The organism is Maribacter sp. (genome assembly GCF_039974175.1).
Lineage (GTDB): Bacteria > Bacteroidota > Bacteroidia > Flavobacteriales > Flavobacteriaceae > Maribacter_C.
In genome coordinates, this window is sequence record NZ_JBDWJN010000009.1 from 144,870 (window position 1) to 168,089 (window position 23,220).

General features: G+C 38.9%; 19 protein-coding genes. 11 read left to right on the plus strand and 8 right to left on the minus strand.

The window, feature by feature from the left end:
* The first annotated feature begins 40 nt into the window (after positions 1–40).
* The 3 genes from ABJN95_RS07100 (at position 41) to ABJN95_RS07110 (ending at position 3,945) form a co-directional block, all read left to right on the plus strand.
* Positions 41–2,740 carry a TonB-dependent receptor gene (locus ABJN95_RS07100; RefSeq protein ID WP_348369661.1) on the plus strand — a complete coding sequence of 900 codons (2,700 nt, stop codon included), beginning with the start codon at positions 41–43 and terminating at the stop codon, positions 2,738–2,740.
* Positions 2,741–2,837: 97 nt separating this feature from the next.
* Positions 2,838–3,278 carry a hypothetical protein gene (locus tag ABJN95_RS07105; protein ID WP_348369662.1) on the plus strand — a complete coding sequence of 147 codons (441 nt, stop codon included), beginning with the start codon at positions 2,838–2,840 and terminating at the stop codon, positions 3,276–3,278.
* Between the two features lie 79 nt (positions 3,279–3,357).
* Positions 3,358–3,945: a DUF1080 domain-containing protein gene (locus tag ABJN95_RS07110; RefSeq protein WP_348369663.1), complete on the plus strand. Its 588-nt coding sequence runs from the start codon at positions 3,358–3,360 to the stop codon at positions 3,943–3,945.
* Positions 3,946–3,957: 12 nt separating this feature from the next.
* On the opposite strand, the gene ABJN95_RS07115 is transcribed toward ABJN95_RS07110, so the two are convergent.
* Entirely contained in the window at positions 3,958–5,016 is a 1,059-nt protein-coding gene (locus tag ABJN95_RS07115; RefSeq protein ID WP_348370077.1) for an endonuclease/exonuclease/phosphatase family protein, read from the minus strand.
* Positions 5,017–5,137: 121 nt separating this feature from the next.
* Here ABJN95_RS07115 and ABJN95_RS07120 point away from each other — a divergent pair, with 121 nt between their 5' ends.
* Positions 5,138–7,867: a TonB-dependent receptor gene (locus tag ABJN95_RS07120; RefSeq protein ID WP_348369664.1), complete on the plus strand. Its 2,730-nt coding sequence runs from the start codon at positions 5,138–5,140 to the stop codon at positions 7,865–7,867.
* Between the two features lie 49 nt (positions 7,868–7,916).
* Positions 7,917–9,290: a DUF5689 domain-containing protein gene (locus ABJN95_RS07125; protein WP_348369665.1), complete on the plus strand. Its 1,374-nt coding sequence runs from the start codon at positions 7,917–7,919 to the stop codon at positions 9,288–9,290.
* A gap of 7 nt (positions 9,291–9,297) precedes the next feature.
* On the opposite strand, the gene ABJN95_RS07130 is transcribed toward ABJN95_RS07125, so the two are convergent.
* From ABJN95_RS07130 to katG, 3 genes are all read right to left on the minus strand, one after another.
* Positions 9,298–9,630, minus strand: a complete 333-nt coding sequence (locus tag ABJN95_RS07130; RefSeq protein WP_348369666.1) for a hypothetical protein — start codon at positions 9,628–9,630, stop codon at positions 9,298–9,300.
* 175 nt (positions 9,631–9,805) lie between these two features.
* A complete protein-coding gene (locus ABJN95_RS07135) occupies positions 9,806–10,411 on the minus strand; it encodes a DinB family protein (RefSeq protein ID WP_348369667.1) in 606 nt (201 codons plus the stop codon).
* A gap of 141 nt (positions 10,412–10,552) precedes the next feature.
* Positions 10,553–12,763, minus strand: a complete 2,211-nt coding sequence (gene katG / locus ABJN95_RS07140; RefSeq protein ID WP_348369668.1) for a catalase/peroxidase HPI — start codon at positions 12,761–12,763, stop codon at positions 10,553–10,555.
* A gap of 235 nt (positions 12,764–12,998) precedes the next feature.
* On the opposite strand from katG, the gene ABJN95_RS07145 reads away from it, so the two are divergent.
* The 4 genes from ABJN95_RS07145 to ABJN95_RS07160 all read left to right on the plus strand — a co-directional run bounded on the left by ABJN95_RS07145 (position 12,999) and on the right by ABJN95_RS07160 (position 15,528).
* A complete protein-coding gene (locus tag ABJN95_RS07145) occupies positions 12,999–13,484 on the plus strand; it encodes an ankyrin repeat domain-containing protein (RefSeq protein ID WP_348369669.1) in 486 nt (161 codons plus the stop codon).
* Positions 13,485–13,562: 78 nt separating this feature from the next.
* Entirely contained in the window at positions 13,563–14,075 is a 513-nt protein-coding gene (locus tag ABJN95_RS07150) for a hypothetical protein (protein WP_348369670.1), read from the plus strand.
* Positions 14,076–14,124: 49 nt separating this feature from the next.
* Positions 14,125–14,745, plus strand: coding sequence for an NUDIX hydrolase (locus tag ABJN95_RS07155; protein WP_348369671.1), 621 nt, complete (start codon positions 14,125–14,127; stop codon positions 14,743–14,745).
* A gap of 9 nt (positions 14,746–14,754) precedes the next feature.
* Positions 14,755–15,528, plus strand: coding sequence for a nitrilase family protein (locus ABJN95_RS07160; protein ID WP_348369672.1), 774 nt, complete (start codon positions 14,755–14,757; stop codon positions 15,526–15,528).
* Here the strand turns inward: ABJN95_RS07160 and ABJN95_RS07165 are convergent.
* From ABJN95_RS07165 to ABJN95_RS07175, 3 genes are read right to left on the minus strand one after another with little or no spacing between them, the layout of a single operon-like run.
* Complete coding sequence (locus tag ABJN95_RS07165) at positions 15,522–16,205, minus strand: hypothetical protein (RefSeq protein WP_348369673.1); 684 nt, start codon at positions 16,203–16,205, stop codon at positions 15,522–15,524. The two genes, ABJN95_RS07160 and ABJN95_RS07165, sit on opposite strands and share 7 nt — an antisense overlap.
* Positions 16,206–16,214: 9 nt before the next feature.
* Complete coding sequence (locus ABJN95_RS07170) at positions 16,215–17,831, minus strand: Ig-like domain-containing protein (protein ID WP_348369674.1); 1,617 nt, start codon at positions 17,829–17,831, stop codon at positions 16,215–16,217.
* Positions 17,832–17,873: 42 nt separating this feature from the next.
* Complete coding sequence (locus ABJN95_RS07175) at positions 17,874–18,587, minus strand: ComF family protein (RefSeq protein ID WP_348369675.1); 714 nt, start codon at positions 18,585–18,587, stop codon at positions 17,874–17,876.
* A 44-nt stretch (positions 18,588–18,631) separates the two neighbouring features.
* On the opposite strand from ABJN95_RS07175, the gene ABJN95_RS07180 reads away from it, so the two are divergent.
* Both ABJN95_RS07180 and ABJN95_RS07185 read left to right on the plus strand, forming a co-directional pair.
* On the plus strand, positions 18,632–19,528 hold the full coding sequence (locus tag ABJN95_RS07180) for a hypothetical protein (protein WP_348369676.1): 897 nt from the start codon (positions 18,632–18,634) through the stop codon (positions 19,526–19,528).
* A gap of 35 nt (positions 19,529–19,563) precedes the next feature.
* A complete protein-coding gene (locus ABJN95_RS07185; RefSeq protein WP_348369677.1) occupies positions 19,564–21,108 on the plus strand; it encodes a glycine--tRNA ligase in 1,545 nt (514 codons plus the stop codon).
* Positions 21,109–21,110: 2 nt separating this feature from the next.
* Here ABJN95_RS07185 and ABJN95_RS07190 read toward each other — a convergent pair whose 3' ends face one another.
* Positions 21,111–23,192 (minus strand): TonB-dependent receptor, encoded by a 2,082-nt coding sequence (locus ABJN95_RS07190; protein WP_348369678.1) that lies wholly within the window; start codon positions 23,190–23,192, stop codon positions 21,111–21,113.
* Positions 23,193–23,220: the final 28 nt, after the last annotated feature.

Genomic DNA, 23,220 nt, shown 5'->3' on the forward strand with positions numbered 1-23,220 from the left:
TTTTTGCAGCAAAATTGAAAACTAAATAAACACGAGACAGATGAAACAAAAGTACTTCGCAATGGTTGCGTTTTTCATAACCGCCTTTGCATTTTCACAAGGAACAATTACTGGTACTGTTATGGATGGTGAGACAAATAGTCCATTACCCGGAGCAAGTATAGTTGTAGAGGGAACCTCAAACGGAACCTCGACCGATTTTGATGGAAATTTTACCATTGAAGTGACTGAAAGCACAGGAAATTTGGTGGTTTCTTATATTGGTTTTGTTACCCAGAAAGTACCCTTTACTGGTGCTGGGGCAATTGATCAAATTACGTTACAGCCTGATGCCGAAGAACTCGAAGGTGTTATCGTAACAGGAATTCAAGATATCGCAAAAGATAGGGAAACCCCGGTGGCCGTTTCTACAGTAATGGCTTCTGAGATTCAAGAAAAGATTGGTTCTCAAGAACTTCCTGAAATTTTAAAGGCAACCCCTTCAATTTATGCGACTAAAACAGGTGGCGGTTTTGGAGATGGTCGAATCAACGTTAGAGGTTTTGATTCTAGAAATACGGCGATCATGATCAACGGAATTCCGGTAAACGATATGGAAAATGGCCGCGTTTTCTGGAGTAACTGGGCCGGTCTTAGTGATGTTACGACCGCAATGCAGGTTCAAAGAGGATTAGGATCTTCTAAACTTGCGATTTCTTCAGTTGGGGGTACAATTAATATTATCACCAAATCGACCGAGCAAGAAGCGGGTGGTACCGTTGCCTTTGGAGGCGGTAACGATGGATATTTGAAAACCACTGTCTCTTATAACACGGGTAAATCAGATAAAGGTTTCGCAGCCTCCATTTTATTAGGTAGAACTGCTGGTGATGGCTACATTCAGGGAACTAAATTTGAAGGGTTTAATTATTTTATTGGCTTGGGATATGAGGCGAGTGATAGAAGTAATTGGCAATTTGTACTTACAGGTGCCCCCCAAGTGCACAACCAAAGAACATCAAGCTTTTTCAATGTAGCTACACTTGATGATCATTTAGAGTATGGCGCTCGCTATAATTATAACGGAGGATCATTGAATGGAGAAGAATTCGGATGGAGAAGAAACTTCTACCATAAACCAATTGCTTCTTTAACTTGGGAGTACAAGCTAAATGATAAATCAACACTTTCATCTTCGGCTTACGCTTCTTTTGGTAGAGGCGGAGGAACTGGAGACATTGGTGTTGGGCCAGGTTTTGGTTTTGCAAGTTCGAGCCGCTATAGAATTCCTGAAACAGGGCAAGTTGATTACGACTTGATCTCTCGATTCAACTCGGGTGAAGCCGTAACTTTTTACGACGGAAATGAGTATCAGGTAGACCCTACTAATGGAGAGCAAATTATTACAAGTTTTGGAGATGGCTTAATTCGAAGAGCGTCTATGAACTCACATAACTGGTTTGGTCTGATAGCTAATTTGAACACTCAAATCAACGAAAAGTGGAGTTGGGATGTTGGCGTTGACCTAAGAACGTATAAGGGAATTCATTACAGAAGGGTAGACAATCTTCTGGGTGCTGATGGTTATTTTGATGATGATGATATTAACAATCCTGACCACATAGTTAGAGCTGATGGCGCTATTGCCTCAGATTTTGGTTCAATAGTTAATATTTTCAAGAGCATTGATGACGAGGAAAAAATCGATTATTATAACGATGGTCTTGTAAGATGGTTGGGTGCATTTGGTCAGTTGGAGTATACTGATGGTACAGTTTCGGCTTTCCTTCAAGGTGGTATTTCTCAGCAAGGCTTTAAGAGAATTGACTATTTTAACTATTTAGATTCTGATCCTTTGCAGGAAACAGATTATGAGAACCTTTTAGGAGGTAATATCAAAGGTGGAATGAACTTCAATTTAAACGAAGCCAATAACGTCTTCTTTAACGCCGGGTACTACTCCAAACAACCTTTATTCGATGCAGTGTATCTTAATTTTGTGAACGAACTGAATCCTGATCTGACCAATGAAAAAATATTAGGTCTTGAGGCAGGTTACGGTATAAACCTTGGAGATTTCAGAGCCAAGTTAAATATATATAGAACTTCTTGGAAAGACAGATTTGTTGATATCAGTATAGAAACACCTGATGGTGACGAAGGAGTTGCAAACATTAATGGCGTTGAACAAATACATACAGGTCTTGAATTGGAAGCCAATTACAGAGCTTCTGATGTTGTACAGTTTAGGGGTATGTTGTCGTTAGGTAATTGGGAGTATGCAGGTAATCCGACCGGTACAGCCTTTGATGATGAGAGAAATGTGATAGATTCTGAGGTGACGTTGTTTTTAGATGATGTTAAAGTAGGTGATGCCGCTCAATTTACGACCAATCTTGAAATGATTGTTCGCCCACTAGAGAACTTGAAATTAAGTGCGAATCTGTATAATGCTTCCCGTCTTTTCGCACAGATTAATGCCTCGGATTTTGACAGTGCTGATAATCAAGGTTCCTTAAGATTACCCAGCTATACGCTTATGGATTTTGGCGCCTATTACAAATTTAACTTTGGAGGCAGTAGCCAGTTAAGTATTGCTGCTAACTTAAATAATGCATTTGATACCGAGTATATTGCTGAGTCTTTGACAAACACATTTGCAGGCTCAGGAGATACTACTTTTAGAGGCCTGAATACTAGAAACAAAGTTTTCTTCGGTTTTGGTAGAACATTTAACGTAAGTGTACGTTATAGCTTCTAATAGCGTAATAAACTCTTAACATCTAGAAACCCTGACTTAAAAGTCAGGGTTTTTTTATGCCCAAAATTCACTACATTTAAATACAAAATTTAATAGCATGTACGAAACCATCCAAGTAATTCATTCTTATATTGCCTATGTTGCCTTAGCAGTACTAATCTTAGCTGTTATCAACGCCATATCAGGCCTCCTTAGTGACAAAATGTTCACACCAGAAAAAGATTTTAGATTAAGCCTTTTCGCACTTATTCTATCTCATATCATGTTGGTGATAGGATTGCTATTGTTTTTTGTTTCTCCGAGTGGCCTCAATGCCATTCAAGAGCTAGGAATGGGCGGTATGAATTCTGCATCGCGCTTGCTAGCAGTAGAGCATCCATTCACTAATATTCTTGCCATTGTTCTAATTACCATAGGTTGGTCTCGTCATAAAAAGTTTATGGAGGGGAAAAAGAAGTTCAAAAGCATCGCCATTTTCTACGGATTAGGATTGTTATTGATTCTAAGCCGTATACCCTATGGGCAATGGTTCGACTAAGCTTTTTATTGCCTCAGCTTGTACTGAACTCGCTTCTAAATGGGGTATACCTGTTAATTTCAATCAAATATCATATAAAATGAAAAAAGTACTATTTCTTATCACCATCCTATTTTCAGTAAGTATTACAGCTCAAAAATCGTTGTTTAATGGAAAAAATTTAGACGGCTGGACGATTTACGGCACTGAAAAGTGGTATGTGGAGGATGGACTTCTAGTCTGCGAAAGCGGTCCCGACAAAGGATATGGGTATTTAGGAACCAACGATCATTATAAAAATTTTGAACTTTCTGTTGATTTCAAACAAGAAGCCAATGGCAACAGCGGTATTTTTATTAGATCAACAATAGATGGCACTAAAATTAGCGGTTGGCAAGTTGAGGTAGCGCCTCCCGGAAATGACTCGGGCGGGGTTTACGAATCATATGGCCGCGGTTGGTTGATAAAACCAGCACCCGAAAAAGATAAAGCGCTCAAAATGGGGGAATGGAATACCATGAAAATTCGAGTAAACGGTGATACTATTACCTCCTGGTTAAACGGTACAGAAATGATTACCCTTACTGATGAAAAGATCGGTGCAGGAGAAGGTTCTGTAGCGCTTCAAATTCATGATGGCGGGGGCATTAAAGTCAGATGGCGTAATCTCCAAATAACCGAACTCTGATAATTCAGCTAACTAGTTTGGTAGCTCGGTTGTATTTAGACGCTGACTTTCTCTAATCAAGTACATATAGACAGGAAAATGATCTGAATACCCACCAATATAGCTACCTCCGGCATAGGTTCTTAGCGGATAGCCTTTATACCTCCCCATTGGGTCCAGAAGATAAGTGGGGTTAAAGACAGCGGCTGTCCAGAAACCGTAGCCCTCTTTTTTATCATTAATTAAGTTACTAGTAAAGAAAATCTGGTCAAATAGGTTCCACTTATCGCGATATGCCAAGGAGCCTATTCCTTTACGAAACAACTTTTCCATTGGGTTGAACGGGCTGCCTTCGCTTACATTTTTGACCTTCCCTTTAGTCTTCAGAACTTTTTTAAAGCTATCATCTATAGGATCATCATTAAAATCTCCCATACTTATGATTTTTGAATCAACATTTAACTTTTTTATTGAGTCTATGATTCGGGAATTGAGTTTTGCTGCAGCAAGTCGGTTGGGTCTACTACGGGCCTCACCGCCACTTCGAGATGGCCAATGATTGATTATAAAAACGATTTTCTCATTGTCTAAGAACCCACCTACGACTAGCTGGTCACGAGAATAATCTCGAAATCCTTCATCATCAAAGATCAAGAGGCGATGACTTTTAAAAGAGTCGGGAATAAAGGCTGATTTTTTATAAAGAAAAGCTACATCGATGCCGCGCTCATCAGGTGAATCGAAATGAATTATTCCATAGTTCTTGTCGTTCAGAGTTTTATGCTGTATCAAATCTTCGACAACCCATTTATTCTCTATTTCACAAAGTCCAATGATGTCAGGAGATGTTTTGGTGAGTACTGAACCAACTTCTGAAAGTACTTTAGCAATGTTAGTGATCTTTTTCTCATACCTCCCGATGGTCCAATTATCCTTTCCTTCAGGGGTTCTATCGTCATCAAAGATCAATGAATCATTTTTGGTGTCGAAGAGGTTTTCAACATTATAAAAAGCGATGGTTCTTACCCGGTATTGTGTCTGTGCTTCTAGGCGCAAGCCGAATACGCAGAAAACAATGATAAATAACGAAATATGATACACCTCTTTGCGATTTCTTGTTGATTATCATCTTATAAACCAAGACAAGGTACATCGCCTTACTGCATGTAAGTTGCAGAGTCTCGAATTAGATTTGAAATCAATACCTGTATAAATGACGCATTTACTCCGTATACTAGTATCACTTTTGCTACCCGTTTTCGTCAGCGCACAGGTAAAATCGGTAATTAACGGCATTGTCTTAGACACTCGATCCAAAAGTGAAATTGCACAATACAAGGTGTATATTGAAGGGACAGCAGTTGCCACAACCAGTTCTTCTGGAGGATCTTTTCAATTGTCCACAGTTTTACGCGGAGAACATATTGTACATATTTCTGCTACTAATTTTGTTTCCAAACGCGTCCCGGTTTATTTAAAGAATAGCAATTTGAATCTGGGATCCATATTTCTTGATCCGGATATTACTTTAGAGAAAACGGATAATCTGGTTACTTTGACAGATAGCGATCTCGATGATGAACGTGCGTCAATGGCCCCAGGCTTATTACAGGCTTCACGCGACGTATTTCTCAATAGAGCGGCCTTTGATTTTGGGCAAGCTTTTTTTCGCGTTCGTGGATATGATTCTCGGTATGCTAAGGTTTTGCTGAACGGTATCCCTATGAATAAATTTTATGACGGGAGACCTCAATGGAACAATTGGGGAGGACTCAATGATGCTACAAGAAACCAACATTTCACAGCTGGTTTACAACCCTCAGCCTATAGCTTTGGGGGTATTTTAGGCACTACCAATATTGATACTAGGCCATCAAGACTTCGACCTGGCACAAGATTTTCTACTTCAGTTGCAAATAGAACCTATGCGGGGAGGCTGATGATTACCCATACTTCCAAATCTAAAGAAAAAGGGATTACCTATAGTATTTCTGCTTCAAGAAGATGGGCGAAAGAAGGTTTCGTAGAAGGTACCTTGTACGATGCATTTTCGGTATTTGGTGCTTTAGAACATAGGCTTGATAAAAAAAACGCCATAAGTATTACAGGCATCTTTGCCTCAAATAGGAGAGGTCGATCATCAGCAATGACCGAAGAAGTTTTCGAATTTGTTGGTAAAAAATACAATCCCTATTGGGGTTTTCAACAGGGTAAAATAAGAAATTCACGAGAGCGGAAAATTACCGAACCTATTGTGATGCTGAATTATTTTCACACCTCTAGCAAGTTCAAATTGAACATGGGAGTAGCATACCAATTCGGGAAGCGTTACCGGAGCAGACTAGGCTATTTCAACGCTCCGAATCCTGATCCTAACTATTACCGGTACCTACCTAGTTTTTATAGCAATAATCCAATCGGCGCTAATTTTATTAGTGCCAATATGGCTAAAGAGGGGTTTCTTGAAAACCCACAACTCGATTGGAGCAGCATCTATCAAGCAAATAGCAACAATGAGAAGGCGAGCTATATTCTATACGATGATATCACAAAAGACAGTCGGTTTACGGTGAGTACCTTAGGAAATTTTAGCTTAACAGAAGCATTTCAACTTGATTTTGGAATCACGCATCACCGACTAAAATCCAAGAATTTTGCAAAAATTCATGATTTGTTAGGTTCAGAGTTTCATGAAGATATTGACCCATTTTCAAGTACTTTAAACGATATAGGTGGTAGCAGTTCAAAAGGCGAGAACGACGTTTTCAATTATAACTATGACCTTAATGTTACTAGTTTAGATGCCTTTGTCCAGCTTAAATACCATCGAAACAAATGGAATACGTTCCTATCTGCTAGTTATACAAATACCAGCTATCAGCGAGACGGTCAGTTTCAAAATGAACGTTTTGCCGAGAATTCATTTGGGAAAAGCAGCGCTATTCCATTGTCAAACCTTAGATTCAAATCGGGGTTCAGCTACCGAATACATGGCCGACATCAGCTCGTATTAAATGGAGCATTGTTACAAAAACCTCCTACCGGACAAAATGTTTTTATCAATCCTAGAGAAAATAATGAAGTTGTAGCCAACATTCAAAATGAACGAATAACCACCGGCGATATAAACTATTACCTACGTCTCCCCAAACTGACCGGAAGATTAACGGCCTATTACACCCGCTTTCAAAATACTACAGACATCAATTTTTTCTTTGTTGATTCTGGAGTGGGTTCCGACTTTGTTCAAGAGGTCCTTACCGATTTAGATAGAGTGCATTTGGGTACGGAATTGGGCTTTGAGTACCAACTATCATCTGCCGTAAAGCTCTCTGCAGTGGCGGCTATTGCAAAATATAGGTACGCAAGCCATCCTAATGTTTCTATCAATTTTGACACTGCTGGGGCTGAAGCAGATCATATAAACCTTGAAGGGAACCTTGAATTGGGTGCGGCGAATATCAAAGACTATAGCTTGGCACAAGGTCCGCAGCAGGCCTTTGCCGTAGGTATAAATTACAGCGATCCAAAATATTGGTGGGTCGGAGCTACGGCAAGTTATTTGGGAAATAATTACGCCAATATTTCAACGATTATGAGAACTTCCAGTTTCTACTTGAACCCTGACACGGGAGAAAAATTTCCGAATGCTTCGAAGGAAAATGTAGATAGGCTATTGGCACAAAAACCCTTAGACAATTTCTATTTACTCAATTTGGTAGGGGGTAAATCTTGGTTAAAAAAAGGCAGGTATATCAGCATTTTTGCTAGTGTAAATAATGTGTTTGATGCAACATACAGAACTGGCGGTTACGAACAAAGTAGAAACGGCAACTTCGGTCAGTTGCAACAAGATAACTTAAGTGGCACCCCTTCTTTTGCGCCTAAGTATTGGTACGGCTATGGGAGGACGTATTTTTTGAATATGGCATTTAGCTTATAACGACACCTATTTATCCGTCTTTTATTTATCGAAATAGAACTTAAAAACAATGAAGAAAAGAATACCAAAAATTAGGATCTGGATGGCTGTATGTACGATCATTCTGCTATATTCATGCGTCAAAGAGCGAAATTTTGACCGTCTGGAAGGTAATCCTGTTTCCAATTTGGCAGCAAATACTACCTACTCCGAAGTTAAAAATCTGTTTCAAGAAAATACTTTTCAAATACAGGAAGATTTAATTATTGAAGGGTATATAAGCTCTTCTGATGAAATGGGTAATATCTTTGGCAAACTTCATTTTCAGGACAAAGCTGAAAATCCATCTGAGGGGTTTCAAATAGAAATCGATGTTCGCGACTCCTATCTGTACTTTCCCGTAGGGAGTAAAATCCTTATCAAACTAAAAGGGCTTTATTTGGGTAAAAGTAAGGATGTGTTTAAAATTGGCGGGGTATTTACTTCTTTTGGAAACGTATCCGTAGGGCGACTTCCAGCTGCTGTGGTGAAAAAGCATATTTTACTTTCCACAGCTGTAAAAGTTAAGATACCCCCAACTCTGGTCTCCATCGAAAGCCTTGATAGGAGCATGACCAATACCCTTGTGGCAATTGATGAATTGGAGGTAATTGATGAAGAACTGGGCGAATCTTTTGCCGTAGACGGAACGGAAACCATACGTACACTTAAAGATTGTAACGGCAATACTATAAAGCTATTAAATAGCGGGTTTTCTGATTTTCGATCCAAACTATTGCCCTCAGGTAAGGGAACAGTTGTGGGGGTTTTATTAAGGGATAAAAACGAATTTAGTCTTGCGATTCGAAGTCTTGAGGATATCAACTTTGGTGAAGAACGCTGCAAAGAAATTGTTGCTGAGTTCTCCTCAAATAAAGTGTTCCTATGTGAACTTGCAGACCCAGATAACAACTCCAAAGCCAGGTTTATAGAATTGTATAATGCGTCAAACGAACCACTATCCTTACAAGGTTGGACGCTGCTTCGCTATACTAATGATAATACAGAAGTTAGCGCCTCCATTGACTTATCCGATTTTGTAATTCAAGGGCAAAGCACTTTTGTCATTTCGCCCAACGCAATGGAGTTTGAAAAAGTGTATGGTTTTGAGCCAGACATGGGAGTAGGGATTAATAGTCCTGCTGATTCTAATGGAGACGATAACCTACAATTGGTTGACCCCTTTGGGGTAGTAGTCGATGTGTTTGGCGTAATCGGTGAAGATGGCTCTAATACCAATCATGAATTCGAAGATGGTAAAGCAGTTAGAAACATAGAGATTGAGGAGGCGAATAAAACATATACTTTCAGTGAATGGAAAATATATAATGATACAGGTGCCCAAGGAACAACGAAGTCGGTCAAAAATGCTCCAGAAGACTTCAATCCAGGAAATCGCAACTAGGTAACCTTCAAGAAACTTTTGAAAAATAGGCTTTCCACCCAAGTACCGCCGACGTGCCTTTTTGATAGGCCTCATGAGAATGAAAAAGAATTTTCTTTTTCATATCGAGTACAACCGGCCATTTAATGTCATCAGAGCCCTTACCCAATAACTTATTGATCGCGGTTTCTACCAAATCGCTTCGCACCGCACCGACAATGCGAACATTAGCATTGCAATCGTTTATTCCTGAAAGACCAACATAAAAATCTGCAGTACTACCCGAGAAGGAGCACTTTTGTGGTTGGGGGGAAACTTTTGTCTTTTTGATACCTTTTTTGGTTTTAGACGCTATTTCCATACTAGTAAATTACATAAATTATAGAATTTGATTCCTCCCGCTTTAGATGTATTTATTAACAATTTTTAAGGCAGCTATCAACAAAACCTCCGCATTGCTGTCTTTTTCTGAGGTTTTCAAACAAACACCTGTTTCTCTAAAGAGAAAAACAGGTGCATATCAGAAATTTATAATACTATTCTTTTGGAAAATCAGCGTTTGCCATCACTTCTTCCATTTGTGCAACATGACGTTCTGTATGTCCACTCATAAATAAAATGATCTGAACGCCATCGATAGTGCCAAAAGGTAATTTACCATAATGGTTACGCAAGTCATCAGATGTCATTTTTACGTATTCGATATGCGCTTTGCGTTTGTCTTTGAACTCCTTTAAGCTTTCGCCAAAAGAACCGAATTTGCCTGATGGTTCAAAGGCTTCGTTGGTTTTCACTTTTTGCGCTCGACTGGTAATCATGCCAAGTAGTTTTTCATCAGAAATTTGTACAGAATCCCTTTTTGAGGCATCGGCGGGAGTTTTTAGTGCCCCTTGAAGCATTCCACCCAACATCCCTTCAGAAATGGCCAAATGTTCAACACATTCCGCAACAGACCAAGATTCAGCAGACGCCTTAAAATTCAATTGTGTTTCACTAAGACCTTCGATAGCATTGGTTAATCGGTCATGTGATTTTGTAAGTTCCTTAATAGTCATTTCACGCTCAGCATCGGTTATTCCAGTTTTTAAAGGGCCAAAACTTACCATTACCAGAGCCACGAGGGGCAGAATAATTTTTTTCATTTTACTTGATTTTTAGATTTGTAATAGTTCTCTCTGTAATAGTAAGACGAATAAACCCAGTTTTATTGGACACTTTTTGATATAAAAAGTAAAAAGGCAACCTATAACAGGTTGCCTTTTTTACCAATATAATATGACTTACTAAACCAAATCAAAACGGTCTAAATTCATCACTTTGACCCAGGCTGCTACAAAATCGGTAACAAACTTGTGCTCTGAATCAGCGCAAGCATAAACCTCAGCATACGATCTTAATTCTGTATTTGACCCAAAGATCAGATCGGCACGGGTACCCGTCCATTTGATGTTTCCTGACATACGGTCACGTCCGGCAAAAAGGGTTTCATTATCAGAAGTATCCTCCCATTTAACACTTAAATCAAGAAGATTTACAAAGAAATCATTGGTCAATACCTCACGACGGTCTGTTAAAACGCCATGTCTAGACTTATCATAGTTCGTATCAAGTACACGCATGCCTCCAATTAACAAGGTCATTTCAGGAGCCGTAAGTTTCATCAATTGTGCGCGATCAACTAGTAATCCTTCGGCAGATGCCTTATAATCTGGATTTTTATAATTTCTGAATCCGTCTGCTGCTGGTTCGAGTGCTTCAAAAGAATAGGCATCGGTCTGTTCTTGTGAGGCGTCTGTACGACCTGCAGTGAATGGAACTGTTATTTCATGACCTGCGTTACGAGCCGCTTCTTCCACTCCAGCGCTTCCACCAAGTACGATCAAATCTGCCAAAGAAACTTTTTTGTTTCCTGATTGAGCGCTATTGAACTCTGTCTGAATGCCCGCTAAAGTATCCAACACTTGTGAGAGTTCGGTTGGATTATTTACTTCCCAATTTTTCTGAGGTTCCAAGCGAATGCGAGCTCCATTGGCGCCTCCTCTTTTATCAGAATCTCGGTAAGTTGAAGCCGAAGCCCAAGCTGTTGTGACCAATTGAGATATCGATAATCCTGAGGCTAAAAGCCTCTTTTTCAATTCAGCAACCTCAGCGTCGTTTATCAGTTCGTGGTCAATACCAGGTACTGGATCTTGCCAAATAAGCTCTTCTGATGGAACTTCTGACCCTAAATAGCGCGATATGGGCCCCATATCTCTATGAGTTAACTTAAACCATGCACGGGCAAAGGCATCTTCAAGCTCGGCTGGGTTTTCATAGAAATGTTGTGAAATTTTGAGATAGTCTGGATCCAACTTTAATGCCATATCCGCATCGGTCATCATCAAATCTTGTGTCTGAGAGGCATCGCCCGCACGAGGGGCCTGTTTAGCCCTTGATTCTGCAGTTGGTCTCCATTGATTGGCACCGGCCGGACTTTTGGTGGGTTCCCAATCATATTCCAACAATACCTTTAAATAATCGTGATCCCATTGCGTTGGATTAGGTGTCCAAGCGCCTTCTATCCCACTGGTTATCGTATCGTCTAATACGCCTGTGCCATAACTGTTTTTCCAGCCCATACTCTGTTCTAAAATACTTGCGCCAGCGGGCTCTGGCCCTACAAATTCATCTGGGTTGGCAGCACCATGGGCCTTACCAAAAGTATGACCTCCAATGGTCAAGGCAACGGTTTCCTCGTCATTCATCGCCATACGCCCAAAAGTTTCCTTCATAAGCTTTGCCGTTCCTAAAGGATTGGATACTCCATTAGGACCTTCAGGATTAACGTAAATGAGTCCCATATGTGAAGCTCCAAGGTTTGCTTCTAAAACATATTCTCCATCTGAAAAACGTTCTTCATTACCCATCCACTCTGATTCAGACCCCCAATATATATCTTCTTCTGGCTGCCAAATGTCTTCTCGACCGCCAGCAAAACCGAAGGTTTTAAAACCCATGGACTCTAACGCACAGTTTCCGGTTAGTATCATCAAATCGGCCCAAGAAAGCTTCTTACCATATTTTTGTTTAATCGGCCATAAGAGTAATCTTGCTTTATCTAGGTTACCGTTATCGGGCCAGCTATTTAAAGGAGCAAAGCGTTGCGAACCAGATGCTGCTCCACCACGTCCATCTCCAATTCTATAGGTTCCGGCACTATGCCAAGCCATACGAATCATAAAAGGTCCGTAGTGGCCATAATCTGCAGGCCACCAATCTTGAGAAGTGGTTAAAGCCTCAACGATATCCTTTTTTACTTCGGCCAAATCTAAGGAAGTAAATTCCTTAGCATAGTCGAAGTCTTTTTCCATCGGGTTACTTAATTCTGAATTTTGACGCAGTACATTTAAGCGCAACTGGTTAGGCCACCAGTCTGAATTATTAGTACCGCCACCGGCAGTTTCTTTTAACGTTCCGCCCAAATAAGGGCATTTGTTTTCATCTCCAGTTCCCATAATTATATTATTGATTAAACGATTGTTTTATTTTTTACGTAGCTAGGTAAAGTTATCAAATTGTTCATTGCAGCTTCGTGTGCAAATCTTGTTTTGTACTATTTCATTATTGATAATATCTATTATCCAGATATTATAAGATTTAACGTAAACAAAGTATTGGAAAAAAAGAAATTATTTCCTGATGTAAATCATTTTAAAGTCTTTTTCTAACAGTTTTTTATACTTTTAAAACATGAAGAATACAGAAGATTTTTTCAATGAAATACGTAGCGGAAATGATGAAGTGGTTCGCGAACTACTGATTGAGCATCCAGACTTAATAAATGCTAGAGACCAAAGAGGCTCTACACCTTTGATTTTGGCAACATATTATAACCAATATAATATAGCCGTTTTGCTACTAGAGCTCGGGGCAAAAATCGATGAGAAAGATGCCTCAGGCAATACGGCCTTAATGGGTGTTTGTTTTAAAGGTTTTGATAAGATTGCAAAGCTGTTAATTGAGCGATCTGCTAATGTAAATGAAATTAATGCAATGGGAAGTACCTCTTTAATATATGCAGTAACGTTTAAACATATGGCTATTGCAAAATTACTTTTGTCAAATGGCGCTGATACCTCTTTAAAGGATGCTAGGGGCAATTCGGCACTCGATCATGCCAAGTTACAGGGAATTGCAAGTTTTATAGATTTGTTCGATAAACCTGATTGGGAGTAACGATGACATACCGTAACCATGAAATACGTTCTATTTCTTATATGGCTTGGAAGTGCTTTTTGTTCGTGTAAAAGCAAGATGAATATTCGATCAGCTGAATCTGTTAAAAGGTCGAATAAGGATACTATTCAGATCGCAATTAAAGCTTTAGATTTAACTGAAGATATGAGTAGCTTGTCGTCTGGGAATGATGAAGTGCTTTTGCTAATTTATGAATTGAAAACAGAAAATCCTTTAGGAGAATCGTTATGTTCTGATCAAAAAGTATTGAGTAGTTCAGATAACATACTTTATAGCGGTTTTAATAAAGATGGTATGGCGCAAGGTGCTAGCGTTTTATTTCTAATTCTTGAACAAGATTCTGAAACACCTGTTGAACAAATCGATGCTATTTTTAGGATTCACCATGCTAAAATTCTTCAGGCGTTTGATAACAGCGACTATTTGGAATTGGAAAAATACCTTGGAGATGAGGATTTGATTGGGTATAAAGTTATTAATGAAATGCATCACCCTGAAACCTTAGGCTTCGATTTTACAGGAGTATATAAATTAGATAGCTATCATTATAGGATAAGACTTGGAAACTAATTTAGATTTTTCACAATAATTATATTTAACCCTATCCTTGATTTGGTTTATGCAATCGAAAAAACAATTGGATTTAGTAAAACGCCTTAAGGCAATAGCAGACACGGGCTTGGTTTATGTACAAAATGATTATGATAAAGAACGCTATACTGAGTTACGGGACATAAGCATAAAACTGATGAGTGAATTAGCTGATCAGCCTTTAGAAGCGTTACAGCAATTTTTTCTTCCTGAAAAAGACTATCCAACGGTAAAGGTTGATGTTCGCGGACTTGTACTAAATGAATTCGATGAAATACTTATGGCCAAGGAAAGGATAGATGGTAAATGGACTATTCCAGGCGGCTGGGCCGATGTGGGCGATTCACCCTCTGAAGCTGTACTTAGAGAAATTAAGGAAGAAACGGGTCTTGAAACCGAGGTTGTACGATTACTGGCAATTTATGATAAACGTTGTCACCCTCATCCGCCCCAGCCTTTCTATGTTTATAAAATCATGTTCTTCTGTACAATGGTAGGAGGCGATTTGAGGCATGGTTTTGACATGGAGGGAGCAGCCTTTTTTTCGTTAGATAATCTTCCAGAACTTTCTACAGATCGTATTTTGGAATCACAGTTAAAACAGTTGTTCAAGTTGGCAAAGGATAAGGCGGACGTATATTTTGACTAATTTTATCATATGGCTCAAGAACTCAAGGTTGCTCTGGTACAATCTTCCCTAATTTGGGAAAGTCCTGAACAAAATCGAATCAATTTTAATGCTAAGTTCAATTCAATTTCATCAGATGTTGATTTGATTATCCTTCCAGAAATGTTTACTACAGGTTTCACAATGACTCCAGAAAACCTTAAAGAAGAAGAAGGGGAACTTACCTTAAAATGGATGCGAGAAGTTGCTAAGGAAAAGAATTCAGCATTGGTTGGCAGTCTTGCCTTTCACGAAAACGGAACCTTTGCAAATCGACTGTTTTTTATTCTGCCAGACGGGAGCTATCATCAATATGACAAGCGACATACGTTTACTTTAGCCGGAGAGGATAAGGTTTATAAAGCTGGAAAAGAACGCCTAGTTTTAGACTATTGCGGCTTTAAAATATGCCCAATGATCTGCTACGACCTTCGCTTTCCGGTATGGGCGAGAAATACAGTAGATTATGACGTTCTTATATATGTCGCTAACTGGCCAAAACCGAGAATTCATGCTTGGGACACTTTGCTAAAAGCAAGGGCCATTGAAAATATGTGTTATAGCATCGGTGTGAATAGAATAGGAACCGACCAATCAGGACATCTGTATTCAGGTCATTCGGCAGTTTACGATGTTTTGGGAAATCAGATTGTATATACAGAAAAGGAAGAAATATGTTATGCGCGAATATCAAAAGAACATATTGATACTACCCGTTCAAAATTAAATTTTTTAGAAGATAGAGATGAATTTTCTATTCATTGACTCTTTCCATTGTTCGTATTGTAAAAGTTGATGGCGCTAATTAAGTCCACATCTTTTTTTAACGAAAGTTTTTCTTTTTTAATAAAAGCTTGGGTATCACCATCAAAAATCGACAATACCTCTTTTCTTTTTCTAGGCAACATTGTAATTTTTCCTGAAGTGTCTCGAATATAGAGTTTATCGATCATGGTCACTCTATCTTCATTTTCAACATTAAGTAGGGTTGCGTCAGATACGGCTTTGACAATTTTTATGTCAAAAACTCGGAATAGGGAAAGTTTTCCTTCTATCATCGATTCTGCGAAAATGGTTTTACTGGAGGTGTTTGTTTTAAAAGGAACAAAGGATTTACCATGCAATAGTACCGATATACCGTCAACGGGCTTTAGTGCCACAAAGTCCTTTTCCTTTAAGATTTCAATTTCTTTACTATACGCATTGAATCTGGCCAATAGCCTTACGACCTTGTTTTCTGTTAGGGTCGTTACGCTCGCCTGCTCCCATTCTTCATTGATATAAACGGTTCCTTTTACTTTTGGCATTGATTTCGAAGACGCCCTGAGAAACGGTGTGCTATCTGTGCCAGTAGCTAAAGTTGCGTCTTTTTCAGTAACATTTCCTGGTTGCGCGATAGCGAATTGAAAAGCAAGAATGGATAGCGTCAATATATTCTTCATATGTATCATTTAGTTGGTTAATGTGAATGTTTGTTCCAATTCCCAATTGGCTCGAACCTCGATTTCATCGGGATAGTAGCTTACCCTTTCAGGTTGTATGTTTTTTAGAAAAGAACCAGTGTCCCACTTTCTATTCTTGTTTGTATCAAAAATAACGCGAATAAGGTATTTTGATGGTTCAATGTTATTGAATTCGAAAGTTTTGGGCTCTGTAGCATAAATTTCGAGCTTTGTCTTTCCTTTTTCATCAGTCAGTTGCACAATGACAGGGTATGCTACAGCTCCAGCAAGATTTAGTCGAAGATTGCCATAATCGGCCAAGCTCCTTGTGGATAAGCGATAATTTAAGGTGTCGTTCGTTTGACCAAAAAAATCTGTTACGGCCCCGGGTAATAGATCTAAAGTATAATTTTCATTGGGTTCAATTTCGAAATCAAAATCCAATTTATTACCGATGCTATCATGAACTAGTTTGAATCTCAGCGGTAAAGAGTCTTTTACAATCATCTGTATTTTTGTAGTATCAACCTCTACAATGGGCGTGTTGGCAGCCAGGTAGTAGGAAGTATTGAAGTCTAGAGAGCCATTTTGGTTAGGAGATATTTTTAAAGAATCAATGCCCACTTTACGGCTTTTAACCGTAAAGGTGTCTACCGCCATTTTCCTTTTGTTGGTAACTGTAAAGATTATAGAATCGGCCTCGTAAGGTGTAAACCAAAAGTTTATAGTGTCTTTATCCTTTTCTTTTAAAATTTTGGTTTTTACGGTATCTGGAATAGGGGTCAGCGGTTTGATTTCGATATCTTCATCACCACCATAGTACCCAAACACAATCTTATTTTTGGCGGCAAAATTAGGTACGGAAGCACTATAATCTTGAATTTCCTTGAAGAGCGTCAGTATATATGTAGAGTCTGTTGGGAGCCTAATTGTGTCTCTTAGAAACGCAATTTTATCTGAGTTTTGATCAAAGATATTGTTCTTGGCTTCATCTTTTAACGCAAACATAGCGTAGCTTCCTTCCTTCAAATTATTCAGCTTGAATATTACAGTGCTATCTAAGGTATTGGTAATATAGTTTGGCGGTTTTTTAAAAATAGTAGAATCGGTATATGCGGTGTCTATTTCATAGAGCATAACACTAATAAATTCATCAGCCTCTTTGTTAAACGCATCCTTAATAACTCCTAAAACTTCCAAAGAATCAATATAGTCTCCCGTAGAAAATGCATAGGTCAAAAAACTAAGAGGATTTCCCTCGTTGTTGTCTTGAACGCTTTGCCCGAAATTTAAAGTGTACGTAGTATTCGGCAGGAGGGTATCTTTAATCTTAATTTCTACATATTTTTGTACCCCACCTTGTGGACTAATCTCCGGTATATATTTCAATGGTGGTGAAACAATGAGTTGATCTTGAATATCTTGTAATTTGATGTATTCATCAAAAGTCAACCTTATTCTTTTGGCTTTGAAATTCGTGCTTAGGTTTTCGGGTTCTGCCTTAACCAAAACAGGTGGGTCTTCATCTTTAGGACCACCCGTCAATGTACCACCACGCCGACCACATTGTACCACAGAAACCGCTATCAACAAGAAAAATATACAAGCTAAAAAACGTTGCAACATACCTACTATAAATCTATAGCAAAGAAACGACTAATTTACAGATTATTGAAATTGTGGTACCACCGCCATACTGGCAATATAAATGGTAGTTCCTGTTGCTTCTTGTAAAGCTTTTGCACATAATTCCATGGTTGCTCCACTTGTAATTACGTCATCCACTAATACGATGTTTCTATTTTTGAGTTGAGAAGAGTCGGTTAAGGTGTAAAGCGCTCTGTTATCTTGCCATCGCCCAATTCTTCCTTTGGTAGTTTGGGTTTTGGAATTGGCAGTTTTTATAAGAATTTCATCTCTGTACTCCGCTTCAAGATAATGAGCCAAACGTTTGGCAAAGGCAGCAACTTGATTGTAACCTCTTTTTTTCAATTTCCTTTTGTGAAGTGGAACAGGAATAACCGTGTCGATTTTATCAAGAAATCGGTTTTCTTTCAGAATTTGACCATACCAATCGCCTAAAAAAGTTCCTATCTGTTCCTGTTTTCTATATTTTAAATGGTGAATTAAGCGCTGAACAATGCTGTTTTCAGTAAAAAACAGGAAGGAACTGGCTTTTTTTATAGGAATTCGGCCATAAAAAATACGGTCAATAGGGTTTTCTTCGTTAAAGGTATAATCGGTAATCGGCAAATGATTTCGACAAACGGTACACAAGTGTTGTTCTCCTCTATTTAAATGGGCATTACATCCAAAACATACCGTAGGTAGCAGCACGGTGTTGATATCATTTACTATCTTTGAAAACTGATTTGTTTGCAAATTTTATATATTAAAAACCTACTTATAAAGCCCATTTCAATTTGATGGACAGTCAAGATACTAAATTCAATTACAAAATAATCCTTGCCGCTTTGACGGCTGTGATTGTAGGCATACTAATAGCCTTCTATTATAGCTATGCACAATCACGTACCCAAATTAGTTTTCTTGAACATGAGAAAGATTTGTTGGTTAAAGACTTAACACTTATGAAGGCCGATGTTGATCGTCTTTCGGCACTTGATGAGGTAAATGATATTGAACTTCAAACATCAAGATACAAAGTGCAACAGTTGTTGGATTCTGTTGGAAAATTAACTTTTACCATTGAAAAACTTCGGGAATATAAGACAGAACTTCGCAGGCTGGGGGCTAAAAATGATAGTTTAAAACTTAAGAACGATTTTCTTAATTATAACAATATGCAGCTTGCCGAGAAGTATGAAGCTTCTCAAAGGGAAATTCAGAAAATTCGCAGCACGAATGCGGCATTGGCAAAAGCTGAAGCCCTACAACGAGATCAAATACAAGATCTAAATAAAGAGCTGAAGACAAAAAAGTATTTGGCACTCGAAACTACCGAGGGAAGTGGTTATCGAATTCGTGGTGGTAGACCAATACAAACAAATAAAGCGTCGACCGTTAAACGGTTAAAAGGCCGAGTAATAATCGCCCCTGATAATTCTTTGGCAAATCAAGAACGTGTAATTTATTTTCAATTCTTAGGGCCAAATATGGGTATTATTGAAGATAACGCCAATACCATCAATGTTAACGGTAATGTGTATAGCAAGCGCGTTGTAGTTAATTTTACGGGAGAGCAAACACAAGTTGAAGACTATATTTCGATACCCGAAGGTTCGCTAGAATCGGGAGATTATATATTAAACGTTTTTGAAGATCAACGTCTTCTTCAAACTTCTGAATTCCAGTTAAAATAAGTCAATAAAATCGGATAAAATTCTATTTTTGCCAAATGGCAAAACAAGAAGACGATTTTAAAAAGGTAATTTCACATGCTAAGGAATACGGCTATGTATTTCAATCAAGTGAAATCTATGATGGACTGAGCGCTGTTTATGACTACGCGCAAAACGGAGCCGAACTCAAAAAAAATATACGGGAATATTGGTGGAAAGCCATGGTGCAGCTCAATGAGAATATCGTTGGATTAGATGCAGCTATTTTTATGCACCCTACTACATGGAAGGCCTCGGGACATGTTGACGCATTCAACGACCCTCTTATTGATAATAAGGATTCTAAAAAAAGATATCGTGCTGATGTTTTGGTAGAAGATTATGTCGCCAAAATTGAGGGTAAGATTGAGAAGGAAGTTAAAAAGGCAGCAAAACGATTTGGTGATACTTTCGATAAAGAACAGTTTTTAGCTACAAACCCACGCGTGGTCGACTACCAAGAGCAAGCAAATACGATCTTAAAACGTCTCGGAAAATCTTTGGAAAATGAAGATTTAGCCGATGTAAAAAGGTTGATTGAAGAACTTGAAATTGCCTGTCCCATGTCAGGATCCAAAAACTGGACGGATGTCAAGCAGTTCAATTTAATGTTCGGCACAAAGTTAGGTGCCTCTGCCGATACAGCAATGGATTTATATCTTCGCCCCGAAACCGCACAAGGCATATTTGTAAACTTCCTGAATGTGCAGAAGACAAGCCGTAAGAAGATCCCATTTGGAATTGCACAGACCGGGAAGGCATTTAGAAATGAAATCGTAGCGCGTCAGTTTATCTTTAGAATGCGAGAGTTCGAACAGATGGAAATGCAGTTTTTTATCAAGCCAGGCTCACAAAAGAAATGGTACGAGCATTGGAAAGAGCATCGAATGAAGTGGCATCTTTCTTTGGGTATGGGAGAGGACAACTATCGTTTTCACGATCATGAAAAATTAGCGCATTACGCCGATGCCGCGTCGGATATCGAATTTCGTTTTCCTTTTGGATTTAAGGAGCTAGAAGGCATACATTCTCGAACCGATTTTGACCTCTCAAAACATCAAGAGTTCTCCGGTAAAAAATTACAATATTTCGATACAGAAGAGAATAAGAATTATGTTCCCTATGTAGTAGAAACTTCTATTGGTTTAGACCGAATGTTTCTGGCCATATTTTCAAATTCACTCCAAGAAGAAGAATTGGAAAATGGCACTACAAGAACTGTTCTAAAGTTACCCGCTGTATTGGCACCTACAAAGGCTGCGGTTTTTCCTTTGGTCAAGAAGGACGGATTACCAGAATTGGCACATGAAATTATTGATGACCTGAAATGGGATTTCAATGTGCTCTACGATCAAAAAGATGCCGTAGGCCGTCGTTATAGAAGACAAGATGCAAACGGAACACCATTTTGTATTACCGTTGATCACCAATCATTGGATGATAAAACCGTGACCATTCGTCACCGCGATACCATGGCGCAAGAGCGCGTTGCTATTTCTGAACTTCGGGCTATTATACACAAGGCAGTGGATATGAAGTCTTGGTTGTTGAAAATGAAGTAATCTTATAGTCGATACCCTAATCGCAAACTTCCATAATAATTACGTTCATCGCCGGGATAAAAATAGCGGGGTTCTCTACCTCCAAAACCTTGGGTATTAATGAGGACGGATTGGGCGTAAACTTTATCGAAAAGGTTGTTGACTCCAATAGCAACACCAATGATGAATTTATCGGTAAGTTTCTTTTGATAACCCATTCGGGTATTAAAAACAGTATAGCGCTCACTGAACAGATTACCGGAATCAGTTAGCGGAATAGCACTTACATGCTGATGAGTGGTATTCCAATAAAAGGCGTCAAAAAGACGCAATTGTATGCCCGAGGTTCTGCGTTGCTTGGGAACACCAGTAAGTTGATTTCCTGAAAAATTAGCATCACCATCAATGAATTCAACAAAACTATGGTCGGTCAAAGTATAGTTTACAAAGGGTACAAGCTGTACATTTTTTGAAATGCTCCATGAATAGCTCAATGCAACTTCTAGGCCTCTATGGCGCGTTTTACCAGCATTTTTTCCTACAAACTGATCCTCGTCAATCCGCTCCCCAACCAATAGGTTTCTGACATTCATTTGATAAATAGAAAGATTGATGTTGAACCTCCTCTGATCTAAAGAGAGGTTTGTGCCCAATTCGTAATTTATTCCCGTTTCTTGTGCAATATCAGGGTTGACAATGCCATCAGGGGTTAAGGTTTCTTCCAATGTAGGATTCGAAAATCCACGACTGATATTGGCATATACTTTCTGGTATTCAGAAAAGGAATACTCAAGATTTAAGCTAGGTAAGACTATGGCACTGAAATTTCTTTCAGCACTTTTGTTTTCAACTCCGTTATTGAAAAGGTCACGGTAATCATAGGTGGTTTTATTTAGACTTATTCCTAGTTGCGCAACGAATTCTTTGGTCAATGGCATAAGGAAAGTACCAAAAATATTGAATTGACTTCTAAACTCTTTGTTTCGCCCAATTTGCGCCCCTTTTAAGCTTCCATTGCCATTATTTTCTTCCCAAAGATTTTCAAAGCGATCCCAGTCGTATTCATCTTTAAGAAGCTCTGCTCCCAAGGAATAACTAGAAGCCTTCTCCAAAAAGTTCAATGCTCCAGAAAAACGCGTGCGAAAGCCAAACCCTTTCGTGATTTCGTCGAAGATGCCAAAAGGCGCAGCTTCTATTTTATCGAGATAATTGTAAAAAATACTTGTCGAGTTTTCTAGTTTCTCGCTAAAACGATGTGCATAATTCAATCCGATCAAGGTCGTGTTATTGTCTTCAAAACCTTGAGATACTTGCCAAGTAAAAGTAGCCTGTTGAGGGTCTTCTGCAAAAGCTGTTGCACCCAAAGAACTTGGAATTTGGGCTTTGAAATCAATGTGATTTACTAAAAGAGATATTTTGTCTTTACCACTAAGTTGATACGATGTATTAAGAAGAAATCCATCACGTTCAAAATTGCTGTTTTGGCGATAACCATCAGTTTCCATATGGCCATACTGCAATCCCAGTCTTAACTTTCCATTATAGTGATTGAATGATAAATTGTTTTTGAGGAGTCCGAATGAACCAGCTGTGAAATTATTCGAAAAGGTAGTAGACCGGCCTAAGGCTTCTTTAGGAGTTAAGATAATTGCTCCTCCTAAATTTGAGCCATAAGTGGTCGCCTTTGGGCCTTTTATAACTTCAATCTGACTTAGATTTTCCAAGTCGTACTGTTCAATAGATGAAAATCCGGAGCCATCGGTAACGGGAATATCCTCATAATACATACGCAGTTTATCGGTGCCGAAAAGGGTTCGTGCACCGATGCCTCGTACCGTGATACGATTGGTGTTCAATGCACCTGAAAACACATAAACACCAGGAATTTGATTGACCGCCGAAACCATCGAAACCGGACTATAGTTCTGGAAAACCTTGGCTGAAATGATATCGGAAGACGTAATGCCCGCAGCATTCTTCTTTTTTAAAGCATCTAATAGAATGACCTCGTCTAACTGGGTAATGCTATCTTTTGAAATCGGAACTTGCGCCACCAGGTACAAAGTGTTGCAAAAAAGAGAAATCAAGAAGAGGTATTTTGTCATATCTTAGAATAAGGCTTCTAAAATACTA